The sequence below is a fragment of the Bradyrhizobium sp. Crot121 genome (assembly GCF_059512385.1).
On sequence record NZ_JCAMOR010000001.1, the window covers coordinates 1 to 15,796 of the forward strand.

Below are 15,796 nucleotides of genomic sequence, written 5' to 3' on the forward strand. Positions count from 1 at the left end.
CTACCCCCGTGCTTTTTGTTGCACGGGACCCACGGGTGCAACCAGCACCCGGCTTTCCCTGCGCCCTCTGATATCGAAGAGGGTGGAAAGTGAAGCAAGCCTCGGGCGCAAAGCGCCGCGAGAATGCGAACGCATATCCCTCACGCTGTTTGAATCAAACGTAGGATGGGTAGAGCGCAGCGAAACCCATCATTCGCGCCGCTTGCTCCATCGCGATGGGTTTCGCTTCGCTCTACCCATCCGACAGGCTCCGCTGTTTGACATTTGAATCAGAACTTGCGGCGACGCCGTAGGGCGGGCAAAGCAGAGCGTGCCCACCATCACGAGCGGAGTACCTGACTGTGGGCACGGCGCTTACGCACCTTTGCCCACCCTACGGCCTCTCGCGCAAGCCATCACGACATCAGGCTTGCGATCCAGCCCTTCTTCTCGCCTGCTTCCGCCGGAGCCGCATCCGTCGTCCCGCCCGCTGCAGCGGCGAAGCGCGTGAAGAATTCGCCGGCGAGCTTCTTGGCCGTGGAATCGATGAGCCGCGAGCCGAGCTGCGCGAGCTTGCCGCCGATCTGCGCATCGACCTCGTAATGCAGCACCGTGACATCGACGCTTTCCGCCTCCAGCCGCACTGTCGCGCCGCCCTTGGCGAAGCCGGCGACGCCGCCGGAGCCTTCGCCCGAGATGCGATAACTGTTCGGCGGATCGAGATCGGACAGCGTCACCTTGCCGCCGAACGAAGCCTTCACCGGTCCGACCTTGATGACGACGGTCGCGGTCATCTCGGTTGGCGACGTCATCTCAAGGCGCTCGCAGCCGGGAATGCACTGCTTGAGCACCGCGGGATCGTTCAGCATCGCCCACACCCTTTCCTTCGATGCGGGGATACGCTGGCTGTCGTTCATCTGCATGAATAGGTCCTCAATGATATCAGGCGGAAACCGGCGAGCGCTGGCCGCGCCGCCGCTCGATCGTGATCTCGGCCAGGATTGACATCGCGATCTCCTCCGGCGTGATGGCGCCGAGGTCGAGGCCGGCCGGAGCCTTGACGCGGTCAACCAGCGAAGCGTCCACGCCCTCGCCGATCAGCTTGGCGCGCAGCGAAGCCATCTTGCGTCGGCTGCCGACGAAAGCGTGATAGCAGGCATCGATCGCGACCGCCGCGCGCAAGGCGGCTTCATCACCCTTTCCCTGCGTCGACACCACGATGAAGCGCTTCGCGTCATTCAGCTCGCCCAACTGGAAACCGTCGATCCGCTCGTCGGCATCGGGCAACGCGGCAACATCGGCGGCGGGCGCGGCGAGCGTGACGTGATAGCCGAGCGTGCGCGCCTGCGCAGCCAGCGACAGCGCCACCGGGCTCGCGCCAAGGATGATGAGCGAGGGATGCGGCAATACCGGCTCGACGAAAATATCCATCGTACCTTGGCTGGGGCACATGTTGCTGGCGAAGCGGATGCCGCCGCGGCTCTCGCCGGCCTTGACGCCGAGCTCGGCGAGCAGGTCCTGCGGCTGCACCGACACCATCCGCGGCACGCCATCGGCGAGCGCTTCGCGCGCCGCCTTCAGTACAGCGGCTCGCGCGCAACCGCCGCCGATCCACCCCGCAACGATGGTGCCGTCAGGCGCGATGATTGCCTTCGCGCCGGCCTTCGCCGCCGTCACCGAAACCGTGCGCACCACCGTTGCGAGCACGAAGGCCCGCTCGGCCGATTTCATCTGCGCGACCAAATCCATGACTTCGACATGAGCGGTCATCGGATAACTCCCGTAAAGCGTTTTCGAGCGAAGTGGACACCCGGTTCGCGTGAAGAAAACGCGTCAAAACAAAAATCTAGAGCTTCGCCAGATAGGGCTCGAGCGCGCGCAGGCTCTGCAGCGTGTTGGCGGGCGCATAGAGATCGACATGCGGCAGCGCCGCCTTGATGCCGAGCGCCTCCGGCGCATAACCCTCCCAGGCCATCATCGGATTGAGCCAGACGATGCGGCGGCAGCGCCGTGCAAGCGCCGCCATCTCGCGGCCGAGCAGCGCCGCATCGCCGGTCTCGTAGCCGTCGGACACGATCATCACGCAACTGCGCGAATGGATCACGCGCGCGGCGTACCAGCGGTTGAACGTCTGCAGGCTCTCGCCGATCTTTGTGCCGCCGCCCGCGCCCTGCGCCATGATCGAGAGCCGGTCGAGCGCGCGGCCGGCGTCCTTCTCCTTCATGGCGTCGGAGACGTAAGCGAGACGGGTATGAAACAGGAATGCCTCGGCCTCGCGGAATTCATCGAGCACGCCGTGGATGAAGCGCAGGAACACGCTGGTGTACATGCTCATCGAACCCGACGCATCCAAGAGCACGATCAGCCGCAGCGGCTTGTCCTTGCGCTGCCGCTTCACCAGGCTGATCGGCACGCCGCCATGATTGATATTGCGGTGGATGGTGCGGCGCAGATCGAGCCGATAGCCGCGCCGCCGCGCAAGATCCCGCCGCGTCAATCGCGTACGCATGACCTTGGCGAGTTGCGCTGCAGCCTCATGCGCCTGCGCAACCTGGTCGGGATCGGCGAGCTTGCGGAAATCGACCTCGGCGAGATTTTCCGCTCGCGAAGCGCCTTCCATCCGTCCCTCACCGCTGCGTCCTTCGGGCACATCGTCGGACGACGGCACCTGGTCAGTCGCGGATTGGCCACCGCCCGGCGCAGGTTGGCCCTCCTGCAGGCGCTTGAGCGATGGACTGTTCGCCGCCTGCCCCGATGCCATGGTCCGCGATCGCGAACGCGCCCGCTTGCCGAGCCAGAACGCATCGAACAGCCCGTCGAATTTCTCCCAATCCGACTTCCGCGCCGAGAACAGATGCTTGAACGCCGACCGCAACGATCCGGGCCGCGCCGCATAGCCTTCGGCCATCAGCGCCGCGGCATCGCGGCCCTCGGCAAGGCCGATGCGAAAGCCGTTGTCGCGCAGCGTGCGGAGAAAGGCTGCAAGCCGACCCGAGACCAGCCGCGAGACCTCGTCGATCTCCTCAAAGCCCGGATTGGTGCCACAGCAGCTCATCCGACCTTCCCTAGCAGGCGCTGTGTCACCTCAGGTGCGAAGCGGGCGCGATCCTCATGAGTCTTCAGCAGGCAGATCAACGTCTCATGCACCGTCTCCGGCGCATCGTTGAGATCGCGGATATCGAGGCCGACCAGCGCCGCCGCCCAGTCCAGCGTCTCGGCGACGCCGGGGACCTTGCGCAGATCCTCCTTGCGGATCGCCTGCACCATGCGCGCGATCTGCAGCGCCAGCGACGGGCTCGCGTTCTCGATCCGCGCCAGGATGATGCGCGTCTCGCGGTCGACATCGGGGTAGTCGACATAATGGTAGAGACAGCGTCGCCGCAACGCATCCGAAAGCTCGCGCGTGCCGTTGGACGTCAGCACGACATGCGGGATCGTGACGGCGGAGACGGTTCCGAGCTCGGGGATCGAGACCTGGAAGTCCGACAGCAGTTCGAGCAGGAACGCCTCGAACTCGTCATCGGCGCGGTCGATCTCGTCGATCAGCAGCACCGGCGCCTGCGCGCGGCGGATCGCGGCGAGCAGCGGCCGTTCGAGAAGATACTTCTCGGAGAAGATCCGGTCCTCGACCGCATCGGCATCCTCGCCTTGATGCGCCTGGATCGCCAAGAGCTGCCGCTGGTAGTTCCATTCGTAGAGCGCGGCCGACTGGTCGAGCCCCTCATAGCATTGCAGGCGGATCAGCTCGGTCGAATACGCCTGCGCCAGCGCTTTCGCGACCTCGGTCTTGCCGACGCCCGCCTCGCCCTCGAGCAGCAGCGGACGCCGCAGCAATCGCATCAGCGAGATCGCGGTCGCCAGCTCCGCATCGGCGACGTAACCCGATGCGGCCAGCGCTTGCGCGATCTCCTCACGTCCCTTCATCTAGGCAACCGCTCCGAGAGTCTTCGCCGCCTTCCAGTTGCGCCAGAAGTCGTGCGGCATCTGGATGTGGGTCGAGCCGAGGAACGAGAAGGCATCGTTAACGGCGTTGGAGAACGCCGGCACGCCGCCGACATTCGGGCTCTCGCCGACGCCCTTGGCGCCGATCGGATGATGCGGCGACGGCGTCACCGTGAAGTCGGTCTCCCAATGCGGCGTCTCCACCATGGTCGGCATGAAGAAGTCCATGAACGAGCCAGTCACGACGTTGCCAGTGTCGTCGTAGCGGATCTCCTGGCCCATCGCGATCGCGAAGGCTTCGGTGAGCCCGCCATGCACCTGGCCTTCGATGATCATCGGATTTATCCGCGTGCCGCAATCGTCGAGCGCATAGAAGCGCCGGACCTTGTAGACGCCGGTATCGACATCGATGTCCATCACGCAGAGATAAGCACCGAACGGATAGGTCATGTTGGGCGGATCGTAATAGCTCACCGCCTCCAGCCCCGGCTCCATGCCCGGCGGCACGGAATTGTAGGCGGCCCAGCAGATATCCTTCATCGACATGAACTTCTCCGGCAACCCCTTGACGCGGAAGCCGTCGATATCGAACTCGAGATCATCTTCATGGACTTCGAGCTTGTAGGCGGCGATCATCTGCGCCTTCGCCTTGATCTTGCGCGCCGCCATCGCGATCGCAGCGCCTGCGACTGGCGTCGAGCGCGAGCCGTAGGTGCCGAGCCCGTATGGCGCGGTGTCGGTGTTACCCTCCTCGACCTGGATGTTGTCGGCGGGAATACCGATCTCGGTGGCGATGATCTGAGCCCATGTGGTCTCGTGCCCTTGGCCTTGGCTCTTGGTCCCCATCCGCGCGATGCCCGCACCGGTCGGGTGCATGCGGATCTCGCAGGAGTCGAACATCGCGATGCCCAGGATGTCGCAATTCTTCGACGGGCCGGCGCCGACGATTTCGGTGAAGAAGGAGACGCCGAGTCCCATGATCTCGCGGGTCTCGCCGCGCTTGAAGGCCGCGCGCTTGTCCGCCTGCTCCTGGCGGAGTGCGGCGTAGTCGGTCGTCTCCATCATCTTGCGCATGGCGGTGTGATAGTCGCCGGAGTCGTACTCCCAGCCGAGCGCCGAGTGATAAGGAAACTGCTCCGGCTTGATGAAATTCTTCAGCCGCAGCTCAGCAGGGTCCATGCCGAGCTTCTGCGCCAGAATGTTCATCGCGCGCTCGATGCAATAGGCCGCCTCGGTGACGCGGAAGGAGCAGCGATAGGCGACGCCGCCCGGCGCCTTGTTGGTGTAGACGCCGTCGACCGTCAGATGCGCGGTCGGGAAGTCATAGGAGCCGGTGACAATGTTGAAGAAACCGGCGGGCCATTTCGACGGGTCGGCGCAGGCATCGAACGCGCCGTGATCGGCGAGCACATGGACGCGAAGGCCGGTGACCTTGCCCTCCTTCGTCGCCGCGATCTCGGTCGTCATGTGGTAGTCGCGCGCAAAGGATGTCGCGGTCAAATTCTCGATCCGGTCCTCGACCCATTTCACCGGCTTGCCGGTGACGATGGAAGCGACCGCCGCGCAGATATAGCCGGGGTAAGCACCGACCTTGTTGCCGAAGCCGCCGCCGATGTCAGGCGCGATCACGTGGATCTTCTGCTCCGGCAGCTTGGCGATCAGCGACACCACGGTGCGGATCACATGCGGGGCCTGGAAGGTGCCCCAGATCGTCAGCTCGCCCTTGACCTTGTCAAAGGAGCACACGCACTGACAGGTCTCGAGCGGCGACGGATGAGTACGGTGATAGGAGATCATCTCCTTGATCGTGACTTCGGCCTTGCGAAACGCCGCATCGGTCAGGTCCTTGTCGCCGACCGTCCACTCGAAGATGTGGTTGTGATGCTTGCGCGGCCCATGCGCGCCCGTGGTCTTGCCGGCGAGGTCCTCGCGCAGCACCGGCGCATTATGGTCCATCGCCTTGAACGGATCGACCAGCGGCGGGAGCGGCTCGTATTCGACCTCGACCTTGTTGATGCCATCGTCGGCGGCGTAGCGGTCGGTCGCGACCACGAAGGCCACCTCCTGGTTCTGGAACAGCACCTTGCCGTCGGCCAGCACCATCTGCACGTCGCCGGCGAGCGTCGGCATCCAGGCGAGGTTAACGGTCTTCAGCGTCTCGGCGGTGATCACCGCGAGCACGCCCGGTACCTTCAGGGCCTCTTCAGTCTTGATCGCCTTGACGCGCGCATGTGCGTGCGGCGAGCGGACGAAATCGCCATGCAGCATGCCCGGCAGCTTGACGTCGTCGACATAGTTGCCCTTGCCTTGCGTGAAGCGGATGTCCTCGACACGCTTGCGCTTGCAGCCCATGCCTTCGAGCGCGGCGGTGCGTTGTTCCCGCGTGGGAGTCATCTCGTTCATTCCGCGGCCTCCTTGAATTCGACATTGTTGAGCTTGGCGGCGGCATACTGGATCGCCCGAACGATGTTCTGGTACCCGGTGCAGCGGCAGAGATTGCCTGACATGCCCATGCGGATGTCCTGCTCGCTCGGCGACGGATTTTCCTGTAACAGCCGGTGCGCGCGCATGATCATGCCGGGCGTGCAGAAGCCGCATTGCAGGCCGTGCATCATGCGGAAACCTTCCTGCAGCGCCGAGAGCGAGCCGTCGGGGTTGGCCATGCCTTCGACGGTGGTGATCTCGGAGCCGTCGGCCTGCACGGCGAACACCGTGCAGCTCTTCACCGACATGCCGTCGAGATCGACGGTGCAGGCGCCGCAATGGGTGGTCTCGCAGCCGACATGGGTGCCGGTGAGCTGCAGATTCTCGCGAATGAAGTGCACGAGCAGCGTCCGCGGCTCGACCAGCCCTTCGACCTCCGCGCCGTTCACTTTCATGGTCACATGCGTCTTTGCCATCTGTTCTCTCCCTCTATGCCGCACGGCCAGCGGCGCGCTGCAGCGCGCGCATCACCATGATGCCGCCGACATGCTTGCGGTATTCGACCGGACCTCGGGCGTCGGCCGCCGGCGCCATGATCGCTTCCGCAGCGGACGCGGCTTGCTTCAGTGTGGCCGCATCGAGATTGCTGCCGATCGCAGCGTTGGCAGCGTCCGTCGCGAGCAGCGGCGTCTCGTGCAGATTGGTCAGCCCGATCGCGCAGGTCGCGACCTTGCCGCCTGCCATGGTCAGCACGACGGCTGCGGCAGCGGTGGCGTAATCGCCAACCTTGCGCTTCAGCTTCTCGTAGGCATAGCCGTGACCGGCCGGCGGCACCGGAATGGAGATCGATGTCAGGATTTCGCCGGGCTCGAGCGCGGTGAAATAGGCACCCTGATAGAATTCGCTCGCCGCGACCTTGCGCTCACCACCGGGTCCGCTCAGGCGGAAATTTGCGCCGAGCACGATCATCAACGCCGGCATGTCGTTCCCGGGATCGCCATTGGCGACATTGCCGCCGATGGTGCCGAGGTAGCGCACCTGGGGATCGGCGATCAGGGCTGCCGCCTCCTGCAGGATGGGCAGAGATTGGCGGATGTCCCCGGACGCCAGCAGCTCGTGCTGGGTGGTCATTGCCCCGATCACGATCGTGTCGCCGTCGCGGCGCATGCCTTTGAGATCAGCGACGCCGTGAAGATCAACCAGATGAGTGGGCGTGGCGAGCCGCAGCTTCATCATCGGCACCAGGCTGTGCCCGCCGGCCAGTGGCCGGGCGTCGTCGCCCAGATCGGCCAGCAATTTGACCGCGTCGGCCAGGGTTGCCGGCCGGTGATAGCTGAAAGGTCCCGGGATCATCGTTTCCTCCAATCGTCCTTTGGCGCCGGTCGGGCGCGTGGACGTTGGCGGGACGGTCTCTCCGGTTTTTCCCGACCGCAATCGTTCGGGCACGGAATGGGGTTTTTCGCACGAAATGCGGATGGCGGGACACGAATTGCGTCAACCACAGCGACCTATTGGCCGGAGCCGGGCCTAGGCATGGCGACGGCTGAGACCGAGTCGCGCCTTGACCTCGGCGATCTTGGCGCGGCTGACGGGGACGCGATGCGGCGAAGTGCCGTCGAGCTCGATGATCGCGCCATCGCCCTCCCTGCGGACGAAGGCCACATGCGGGATCGCGACGATGTGGCTGCGATGGACCCGCATGAACAGAGCGGGATCGAGCTGCGCCTCGGCCTCGGAGATCGACCACGGACACATCCGCTCCCGAGTCCCGTCATGCACCCGGGTATAATGCGCATCGGCCCGGACGCTGCGCACGTCAGCGATATCTATAAAGTGCGTGCCGTCGGCCCCCTCCACCGGCAGCCGCGGCGCGGGCGCCGAACGGGGCGGCCGGCCGACACCGCCGAGCGGCGCCGCGCTCAGCCGCGGTGCAACAGCGGCAGCCGCGACCGTTTCGGGCACGAGCGCATCGGCAGGCAACACGACCTCGCCGGCCATCGCCGGAACCAGATTCTGGCGGCGCGGATCCGGCACCAGCGACAGCAGGAAGCCAGCCGCGATCACGAAGCAGAGCACGGCAACGATGATCGAAAGGATTTGTTGCGACGCAGCAAGTCCGCCGCCGAGATGCTGATGCGTCCCCGCCGCAAGCGGTGCGAAATGCATCCCCGCCATCGCCGTATAATGCATGCCGGAGACGGCAACACCGAAGGCAATCGAGCTGACAACCAGTCGAAAGCCTTCCTGCTGCGCGAGGAAGGCGCGCAGGCCGCCATAGGCCGTCACCATCGCGACGATCACCGATAACAGGACGAATGCGTCGTCGTGCTCGATCATGAAACGACCGGACAGACCGTGGATGCCGACATAATGCATGCTGGCGATCCCGGCGCCGAGCAACACGGCCGACGAGGCCACGCGTCTGAGCGACGGCTCGCCGATGCTGACGAAGAACAGGGAGATGCCGACCACCAGCGCGCAGATCAGAAAGGAGATGATCGTGGGCAGGACCAGATAGACGGTGTCGGGCGGCAGCGGGGCCGCCAGCATGCCGACGAAATGCATGGTCCAGATGCCAACAGCCAGAAACGCGGCGGCGCCCGCGAGCAGGATGCGGTTGCTGCCTCCCGGCGTGCCGCGAATCCGCGCCGCCAGGCTGAAGCCCGTATATCCACCCAGGATCGCGATCGCCACCGACAGCGCGACGAGATAGGGATCGTGTCCTTCGAACATGATCGTCTCGGCCGCCCGTCTCCACGGGCTGGCCCCTCCCTAGCCTCCCTACATAACCGGACAGTTAGAGACAGTCTACCGCTGCAGCAACGCCCTGTTCCCTTCGCAGATGCGATGTTATCTCGAAAAGCCTATGGTCGCGCGTGCACGTTCAATTGCGAAAGACATCGTCACGAACGTTGTCATTTGGTAACCAAGTAACGGTTGGCCGCACACAAGGAGACGAACCCATGGAAAAGGTCGCGCCGTTCGGGGCCGCCATCCTCATCCTGCTTCTGACGATTCCGCCAAGCCATGCCGGTCCCTGCGAGGACTCGATCGCGCGCGTTCAAGCCCAGGCCGATGCCGCGATCGAGAAACGCGCCGGCGCCGGGGGTTGGCAGAAGGAGAGTCTCGACGCGACGCGCAACTACCAGCCGACGCCGCGATCGATCGCCGCCACCGAAGGCAAATATGGGCGGCGTCTCCAACGCGTGCTCAATGCGCTCAATCTTGCCCGTGCCGCCGATCGCGCAGGGGATGCCGCGCAATGCAACGCCCAACTCGACAAGGCCACACGTGCGCTCGCGGCGGCGCGATGAGCCGTCACAGGTGGCCGCACGGCGTGCGACTGCCGAATGAGCGTAGCCGGAGGCCTAGCCGTTAACGGAGCGCGCGCCACTGAGCCGGCGTGCTTCCCGCGATCCGCTTGAACACCGTGGTGAAATGAGCCTGGGTCTGGAATCCGACGCTCAGGGCAACCTCGACGATCGTCATCGTCGTGTGCCGAAGCAGTTCGTCGGCGCGGCGGATGCGCTGTCGCAGCAGATATTCGTGCGGCCGAAGGCCAGTCGCGATCCGGAATTGCGAAGCAAAATGCATCCGGCTCAATCCCGCAACGACCGCCAGATCCGAGAGCGTGATCTTCTTCGACAGATGGCTGTCGACATATTCGGCGACACGCTTCAGCCGCCACTTCTGCAATCCCCCGACCGGTCGCTCGGCAGGAACCGTCGTGACAGCTCGATCATTGACGAATGACCCGTTCTCGGCCTGCAACCCAAGCAACCTGATGGCCACGGCGAGCCGCAGCGCATCGGCGCGAATTCCGGCATGGCGGTCATAGGCCTGCCCTGTGTCCGCGAGCGCATCCGACAGGCATTTGATGACGGGATCCTTGAGCCGTTCGATCGCGGCCTTGTGCTGGAAGACATCGAGGCTGCTGGCGGCGTTCAGCAGCGCGTCGCGCTCAGCTGCATTCCCTTCCGCATGACCTTGCGCTGCGATCGCGAGCACGAGGTGCAGGCGTTCAAAGGCAAGCGCCATCCTGTCATCGACGACAGGACGGCCGGGCAGCAGCACCGCGGCCTGCGTCGACTTATTGAGACGTTCAGCTGCGGCTGTCTTGCGGTGATATGGTGTTTCATGGACAGTCGCGTGAACCGGCAGACCATCGTTGAAGTGAACGTTGTCATCTCGTCGAAGCTGAATCTGCGGCATGGTACCATCTCTCTGTCGCCATGGTGACCGTACGCCGGAAGGCCTGTACACGTTACCAATCGAGAGATCACTCTTCCTTGAGCGTCTCTCCTCGGAGCGGCCGCATTCCGACTTGTGCCTTGGAGAATATCTAGCACCGCCGCTCGCTCCATTCTACGGGCGTTTTCACGTACGTATATTGTGGGGCTAAGGCGATCATACCTTGGTATCTGCTGCGTGCGTTCGACGGGTAGGGCGTGCGTTCTTGAAATACCGTCGCGGAAGGCGGGAAGTAACTTTTCGGAGAGCTTAACCTCCGGAGAGCCGTCCTATGACAGGTCCGCTTCGGTCGAGGCGAAACCAGCTTTCGCGCACGTCCGGACGACGATCCCTAATCGCCGCACTCGCTGCTTGCATTTCGCTGTGGCTCGCCGTCGAATCGATTTCGCTCGAACCCGCGACCGCGCAGGCAGCGACGCCTGGCGTGCAGCCATTTCCGAACCTCGCCTCGCCGCTCGGTTCGGCAACGGGTTCCGCCATCCGGCCGGCAGGCATTCCGCTGGGCTCCACCGAACTTGCAACACCCGGCACGAGCCCGGTGCTGCCGCAATCCGGCGCCGCCATGAGTTTCGGAAACGAAAACTGTTTCACCGCCAGCAAACCGGGAGCGGTTTTCGATGGCGGCGGGCTGTCGGGACATTCCTCGGCCGGCTGCGGCGCGCACGGGACGACGAGCATCGTGCGTCCCATGACGTCGACATCGTCATCCGTGGGACCGATCGGAGTTCCCTTGGGCTCGACTGAACTGGGCAGTGCGGGTCTCAGTCCGGCGCTGTCGTTCCCGTCACCTGCGTCATCGCCAGTAGGCTCTTCGCCTCCGGCCGAAGCGCTACCTTGTCCGGCCGATGGCACGACAACAACGACGGCGGCACCAGGCGGCTGTTGAGACAAACACATTTACGAGGCATGCCGTGAAGCGAAAGATCGCGATCGCAGTGGCCGTTCTGCTCGTGGTGCTGGCGGGCGGCGGGTTCTGGCACTTCAAGCGCCCGCTGACGTCAGAGCAAGCCGCCGCAGTGCCGGAGCCGGCGCCGATCCCGGTGGTCGCGACGACCGTCGCCAGCAGCAATGTCCCGATCTATCTGACCGGCGTCGGCACGGTGATCGCCTACAATACAGACTTAGTGCGCAGCCAAATCCAGGGACAGATCACGCAAATCACCTTCGTCGAAGGACAAACCGTCAAGGCCGGCGATCTGTTGGCGCAAATCGATCCGCGGCCTTATCAGGCGGAGATCGAGCAACTGACCGCGAACCTCGCCCGCGACAACGCGCAGCTCGAGAACGCACAGGCCAATCTGTCGCGGTACACCCAGCTCGGTAACAAGGGCTATGCCACCCCGCAACTGATCCAGACCCAGCAGGCGCAGGTAGCGCAGTTGCAGAGCGCGGTGAAGGCGGATCAGGCCCAGATCGACGAGGCCAAGATCCAGCTCAGCTACACGCGCTTGACCTCGCCAATTCCCGGCGTGACCGGCGTGCGCCAGATCGACGTCGGCAACATCATTCACCCGACCGATCCGAACGGCCTCGTGGTCGTCACCCAGATCGAACCGATTTCACTGATCTTCACGCTGCCGGAAAGCTATCTGCCGCGAATCCAAGAGGAGATGGCCAAGGGTCCGCTGAAGGTGATCGCCTACAGTCAGGACAACAAGATCAAGCTGGATGAAGGCAAGCTGCTCCTCGTCGACAACGAGATCGTGCAGACGACCGGCAGCATCCAGCTCAAGGCCGAATTCCCGAATGCCGCGCATCGGCTCTGGCCCGGCCAGCTCGTCAACGTCAACCTGCTGCTTGAAACCCGCAAAGACGGGCTGACCATCGCCGCTTCCGCGGTCCAGCAAGGCCAGAACGGCTCCTATGTCTACGTGGTGACGCCGGATGGGACCGCGCAGTTGCGCTCCGTGAAGGTCGGCCAGATCAGCCAGGGGCAGGCACTGATCGATGACGGCCTCAAGGCCAATGAGACCGTCGTGGTCGATGGCCAATACAGATTGCAGCAGGGCAGCCGCGTCAAGGAATTGCACGGCAAGGCCGCAACCGAAGCCGATCTGCAAAGCTCGGTGCAAAAGGCCATTCCATGAACCTCTCGGCGCCTTTCATCGCCCGGCCGATCGCGACCGTCCTCTTGATGGCCGGGCTGTTGCTGTGTGGACTTGCCGCCTATCCGCTGTTGCCGGTCGGCGCACTGCCGAACGTCAACTACCCGACGATCCAGATCTCGGCGCAACTGCCCGGCGCCGATCCGCAGACGATCGCATCTTCTGTCGCGACGCCCCTCGAGCAGCAATTGAGCCAGATCCCCGGCGTCACCCAACTGACGTCATCGAGCGCGCTCGGCGTCGCCCAGGTTGTCGTCCAGTTCGAGCTCTCGCGCACTGTCGACAGCGCCGCCGTCGACGTGCTCTCGGCGATCAATGCCGCAAGCCCCTATCTGCCGCAGAATATTCCCTACCCACCAACGATCCGGAAAGTGAATCCGGCCGAGACGCCGATCATGCTGATCGCGCTGACCTCGGAATCGCTGCCGATGACCACGGTCGATGCCTATGCCGAGAACATCCTGCTGCCGAAGATCTCGCAGATTCCCGGCGTCGGCCTGGTCGGCATCGGCGGTCAGCAGAAGCCCGCCATCCGCATTCAGGTCAATCCGCAGGCGCTCGCCGCAAGGGGAATAAGCCTTGAGGATGTCCGCACCGTCATCGCCGGCGCCAATGTCGATCTGCCGAAGGGAACGCTCAACAGCCCGCGCGTGACCTACACGCTCAACACCAACGATCAGTTACTCAATCCCGCCGCCTATGACGAGTTGATCATCGCCTATCGCAACGGCTCTCCGGTGCGGATTCGGGATATCGGCAAGGCGATCGAGGCTCCGGAAAACGACCTGCTGGCCGGGTGGTATGACAAGCAGCCGGCGATCATCCTCGCGGTCCAGCGCGTGCCCGGCGCCAATGTCATCGAGACCGTGGACCGCATCAAGAAGCTATTGCCAACGCTTCAGGCATCCATTCCGCCCGCGATCAAGGTGACGATCGCGGCCGATCGCACCACCACCATCCGCGCCGCCGTCGCCGACGTCCAGTTCACGCTGATGCTGACGGTAGCTCTGGTGGTGATGGTGATCTTCCTGTTCCTGCGCAATCTCTGGGCAACCGTGATTCCCGCTGTCACCGTTCCGCTATCGCTGATCGGCACCTTCGCGGTCCTCTACGTGCTCGGCTACAGCCTCGACAATTTGTCGCTGATGGCGCTGTCGATCGCGGTCGGCTTCGTCGTCGACGATGCCGTCGTCGTCATTGAGAATATCGTGCGCCATCTCGAGAAGGGCCTTACCCCAATGCAGGCCGCGCTCAAGGGTTCGGCCGAAATCGGATTCACGATCGTCTCCATCACCCTGTCGCTGATCGCGGTGTTCATCCCGCTGTTCCTGATGGGCGGCTATGTCGGCAAGCTGTTCCAGGAGTTCGCGATCACGATCACCGCCGCACTGATACTGTCGCTCGTGATCTCGCTGACGCTGACACCGATGATGTGCTCGCGGCTCCTGAAGGACGACAGCCACAAGAAACATGGCAGGATCTACCTCGCCTTCGAGTGGGGTTTCGATTCCCTGCTCGCGCTTTATGCCCGCGGCCTGAAGGTCGTGCTGCGCCATCGGTTCGTTACGTTGATGGTGATGCTGAGTACGATCGGGCTGACGGGATTTCTCTACGTCGTCATTCCGAAAGGCTTCTTCCCGCAGGAAGACACCGGCCAGATCGTCGGCATCACCGAAGCCGCGCAGGATATCTCGTTCCCGGCGATGTCGGAGCGGCAGCAGGTGCTGGTCGACACGCTGCTGAAGGACCCCGCGATCGATTCGGTGGCGAGCTATATCGGGCCGGGCGGGCCGACCGCGACGCTCAATCAGGGCCGCATCTTCATCATGCTGAAGCCCAAGCCACAGCGCAAGGCGAGCGCGGACGAGATCATCAATCGGCTGAGGCCGCAGCTCGCGCACATCCAGGGCATCACCCTCTACATGCAGGCCGCGCAGGACATCACCATCGGCGCGCGGCTGTCGAAGACCCAATATCAGTACACGTTGACCGACGCGGATTCGAACGAGCTGACGCATTGGTCGGCCATCTTCCTCGAACGGATCAGGAGCCTGCCGTTCGTCACCGACGTCGCCAGCGATCAGGCCAACGCCGGTCCGATGCTGGACGTCACCGTCAATCGTGAAATAGCGTCGAGCTTCGGCATCCTTCCCTCCGCCATCGACAACACGCTGGATGACGCCTTCGGCCAGCGCATCGTCTCGACCATGTTCACCGCGCTGAACCAGTATCACGTCGTGATGGAGGTCTATCCGAGCTTCCAGTACGGGCCCGAGGCGCTGAAGGACATCTACGTGAATTCCGCGAGCGGCCAGCAGGTCCCGCTCAGCCAGCTCGTCAAGAGCGAGATCAAGCCGGCGCCGATCTTGATCAACCATCAGAGCATGTTCCCGTCGGTCACCATCTCGTTTAACCTGAAGCCCAGCGCGTCGCTGGGCGAGGCGGTGAGCGGCATTCAGAACATCGAAAAGGAAACCGGCAAGCCGGCCTCGCTCGCGACGTCGTTCCAGGGCAACGCGCAAGCCTTCCAGTCGTCGCTGTCGGGCACCCCGCTGTTGATCGGCGTGGCGCTGATCGTCATCTACATTATTCTGGGCGTGCTCTATGAGAGCTTCATCCATCCGATCACGATCCTATCGACGCTGCCTTCGGCGGGCATCGGTGCGCTATTGCTGCTGATGGCCGTGCGCATGGATCTCACCGTCATTGCCATTATCGGCATCATCCTCCTGATCGGCATCGTCAAGAAGAACGGCATCATGCTGGTCGACTTCGCGCTCGAGGTCGAGCGCAATGAGGGCTTGAGCCCGGAAGAGGCGATCTATCGGTCCTGCACCATGCGGTTCCGGCCGATCCTGATGACGACGATGGCGGCGCTGCTCGGCGGCGTGCCGCTGATGGTCGGAACCGGCACCGGGTCGGAGCTGCGCCAGCCGCTCGGCTACACCATCGTCGGCGGCCTGTTGCTGTCGCAGGTCCTGACCCTGTACACGACCCCGGTGGTCTATCTCTATCTCGACAGGCTGGGCCAATGGCTCGGCAGTATCGGCAAACGGCCCGCCAAGAAAGTGGTCGCGGCAGCCGCAGAATAAGGA

General features: G+C 63.8%; 12 protein-coding genes. 3 read left to right on the plus strand and 9 right to left on the minus strand.

What is annotated here, in order from left to right; genetic code table 11:
• Positions 1-395: 395 nt before the first annotated feature.
• The 8 genes from AC5ZGW_RS00005 to AC5ZGW_RS00040 all read right to left on the minus strand — a co-directional run bounded on the left by AC5ZGW_RS00005 (position 396) and on the right by AC5ZGW_RS00040 (position 9,078).
• Positions 396-902 (minus strand): SRPBCC family protein, encoded by a 507-nt coding sequence (locus AC5ZGW_RS00005; protein WP_130230932.1) that lies wholly within the window; start codon positions 900-902, stop codon positions 396-398.
• 19 nt (positions 903-921) lie between these two features.
• Complete coding sequence (locus AC5ZGW_RS00010) at positions 922-1,749, minus strand: XdhC family protein (RefSeq protein WP_130230930.1); 828 nt, start codon at positions 1,747-1,749, stop codon at positions 922-924.
• A gap of 76 nt (positions 1,750-1,825) precedes the next feature.
• Positions 1,826-3,034, minus strand: a complete 1,209-nt coding sequence (locus tag AC5ZGW_RS00015; protein WP_130230928.1) for a vWA domain-containing protein — start codon at positions 3,032-3,034, stop codon at positions 1,826-1,828.
• Positions 3,031-3,903, minus strand: a complete 873-nt coding sequence (locus AC5ZGW_RS00020) for an AAA family ATPase (RefSeq protein ID WP_130230926.1) — start codon at positions 3,901-3,903, stop codon at positions 3,031-3,033. The genes AC5ZGW_RS00015 and AC5ZGW_RS00020 overlap by 4 nt, the downstream gene beginning before the upstream one ends.
• Positions 3,904-6,324, minus strand: coding sequence for an aerobic carbon-monoxide dehydrogenase large subunit (locus AC5ZGW_RS00025; RefSeq protein WP_130230924.1), 2,421 nt, complete (start codon positions 6,322-6,324; stop codon positions 3,904-3,906).
• Positions 6,321-6,821, minus strand: a complete 501-nt coding sequence (locus tag AC5ZGW_RS00030) for a (2Fe-2S)-binding protein (protein WP_028162161.1) — start codon at positions 6,819-6,821, stop codon at positions 6,321-6,323. Before AC5ZGW_RS00030 ends, AC5ZGW_RS00025 begins: the two co-directional genes overlap by 4 nt.
• A gap of 13 nt (positions 6,822-6,834) precedes the next feature.
• Positions 6,835-7,698, minus strand: coding sequence for an FAD binding domain-containing protein (locus AC5ZGW_RS00035; RefSeq protein WP_130230922.1), 864 nt, complete (start codon positions 7,696-7,698; stop codon positions 6,835-6,837).
• A gap of 174 nt (positions 7,699-7,872) precedes the next feature.
• A complete protein-coding gene (locus AC5ZGW_RS00040; protein WP_496113845.1) occupies positions 7,873-9,078 on the minus strand; it encodes an MHYT domain-containing protein in 1,206 nt (401 codons plus the stop codon).
• A gap of 230 nt (positions 9,079-9,308) precedes the next feature.
• Here AC5ZGW_RS00040 and AC5ZGW_RS00045 point away from each other — a divergent pair, with 230 nt between their 5' ends.
• A complete protein-coding gene (locus AC5ZGW_RS00045; protein ID WP_130227869.1) occupies positions 9,309-9,659 on the plus strand; it encodes a hypothetical protein in 351 nt (116 codons plus the stop codon).
• A gap of 61 nt (positions 9,660-9,720) precedes the next feature.
• Here AC5ZGW_RS00045 and AC5ZGW_RS00050 read toward each other — a convergent pair whose 3' ends face one another.
• On the minus strand, positions 9,721-10,557 hold the full coding sequence (locus AC5ZGW_RS00050) for a helix-turn-helix transcriptional regulator (protein ID WP_245474884.1): 837 nt from the start codon (positions 10,555-10,557) through the stop codon (positions 9,721-9,723).
• Between the two features lie 950 nt (positions 10,558-11,507).
• Between AC5ZGW_RS00050 and AC5ZGW_RS00055 the strand changes: the two genes are divergently transcribed.
• Both AC5ZGW_RS00055 and AC5ZGW_RS00060 read left to right on the plus strand, forming a co-directional pair.
• Entirely contained in the window at positions 11,508-12,683 is a 1,176-nt protein-coding gene (locus tag AC5ZGW_RS00055) for an efflux RND transporter periplasmic adaptor subunit (RefSeq protein WP_165435367.1), read from the plus strand.
• Positions 12,680-15,793: an efflux RND transporter permease subunit gene (locus tag AC5ZGW_RS00060; RefSeq protein WP_130227867.1), complete on the plus strand. Its 3,114-nt coding sequence runs from the start codon at positions 12,680-12,682 to the stop codon at positions 15,791-15,793. The genes AC5ZGW_RS00055 and AC5ZGW_RS00060 overlap by 4 nt, the downstream gene beginning before the upstream one ends.
• The last annotated feature ends 3 nt before the right edge of the window (positions 15,794-15,796 follow it).

Bases quoted from the DNA above. Each gene is read 5' to 3' on its own strand.
- AC5ZGW_RS00005 (WP_130230932.1), bottom strand. From the start codon at position 902: ATGCAGATGAACGACAGCCAGCGTATCCCCGCATCGAAGGAAAGGGTG.
- AC5ZGW_RS00010 (WP_130230930.1), bottom strand. From the start codon at position 1,749: ATGACCGCTCATGTCGAAGTCATGGATTTGGTCGCGCAGATGAAATCG.
- AC5ZGW_RS00015 (WP_130230928.1), bottom strand. From the start codon at position 3,034: ATGAGCTGCTGTGGCACCAATCCGGGCTTTGAGGAGATCGACGAGGTC.
- AC5ZGW_RS00020 (WP_130230926.1), bottom strand. From the start codon at position 3,903: ATGAAGGGACGTGAGGAGATCGCGCAAGCGCTGGCCGCATCGGGTTAC.
- AC5ZGW_RS00025 (WP_130230924.1), bottom strand. From the start codon at position 6,324: ATGAACGAGATGACTCCCACGCGGGAACAACGCACCGCCGCGCTCGAA.
- AC5ZGW_RS00030 (WP_028162161.1), bottom strand. From the start codon at position 6,821: ATGGCAAAGACGCATGTGACCATGAAAGTGAACGGCGCGGAGGTCGAA.
- AC5ZGW_RS00035 (WP_130230922.1), bottom strand. From the start codon at position 7,698: ATGATCCCGGGACCTTTCAGCTATCACCGGCCGGCAACCCTGGCCGAC.
- AC5ZGW_RS00040 (WP_496113845.1), bottom strand. From the start codon at position 9,078: ATGTTCGAAGGACACGATCCCTATCTCGTCGCGCTGTCGGTGGCGATC.
- AC5ZGW_RS00045 (WP_130227869.1), top strand. From the start codon at position 9,309: ATGGAAAAGGTCGCGCCGTTCGGGGCCGCCATCCTCATCCTGCTTCTG.
- AC5ZGW_RS00050 (WP_245474884.1), bottom strand. From the start codon at position 10,557: ATGCCGCAGATTCAGCTTCGACGAGATGACAACGTTCACTTCAACGAT.
- AC5ZGW_RS00060 (WP_130227867.1), top strand. From the start codon at position 12,680: ATGAACCTCTCGGCGCCTTTCATCGCCCGGCCGATCGCGACCGTCCTC.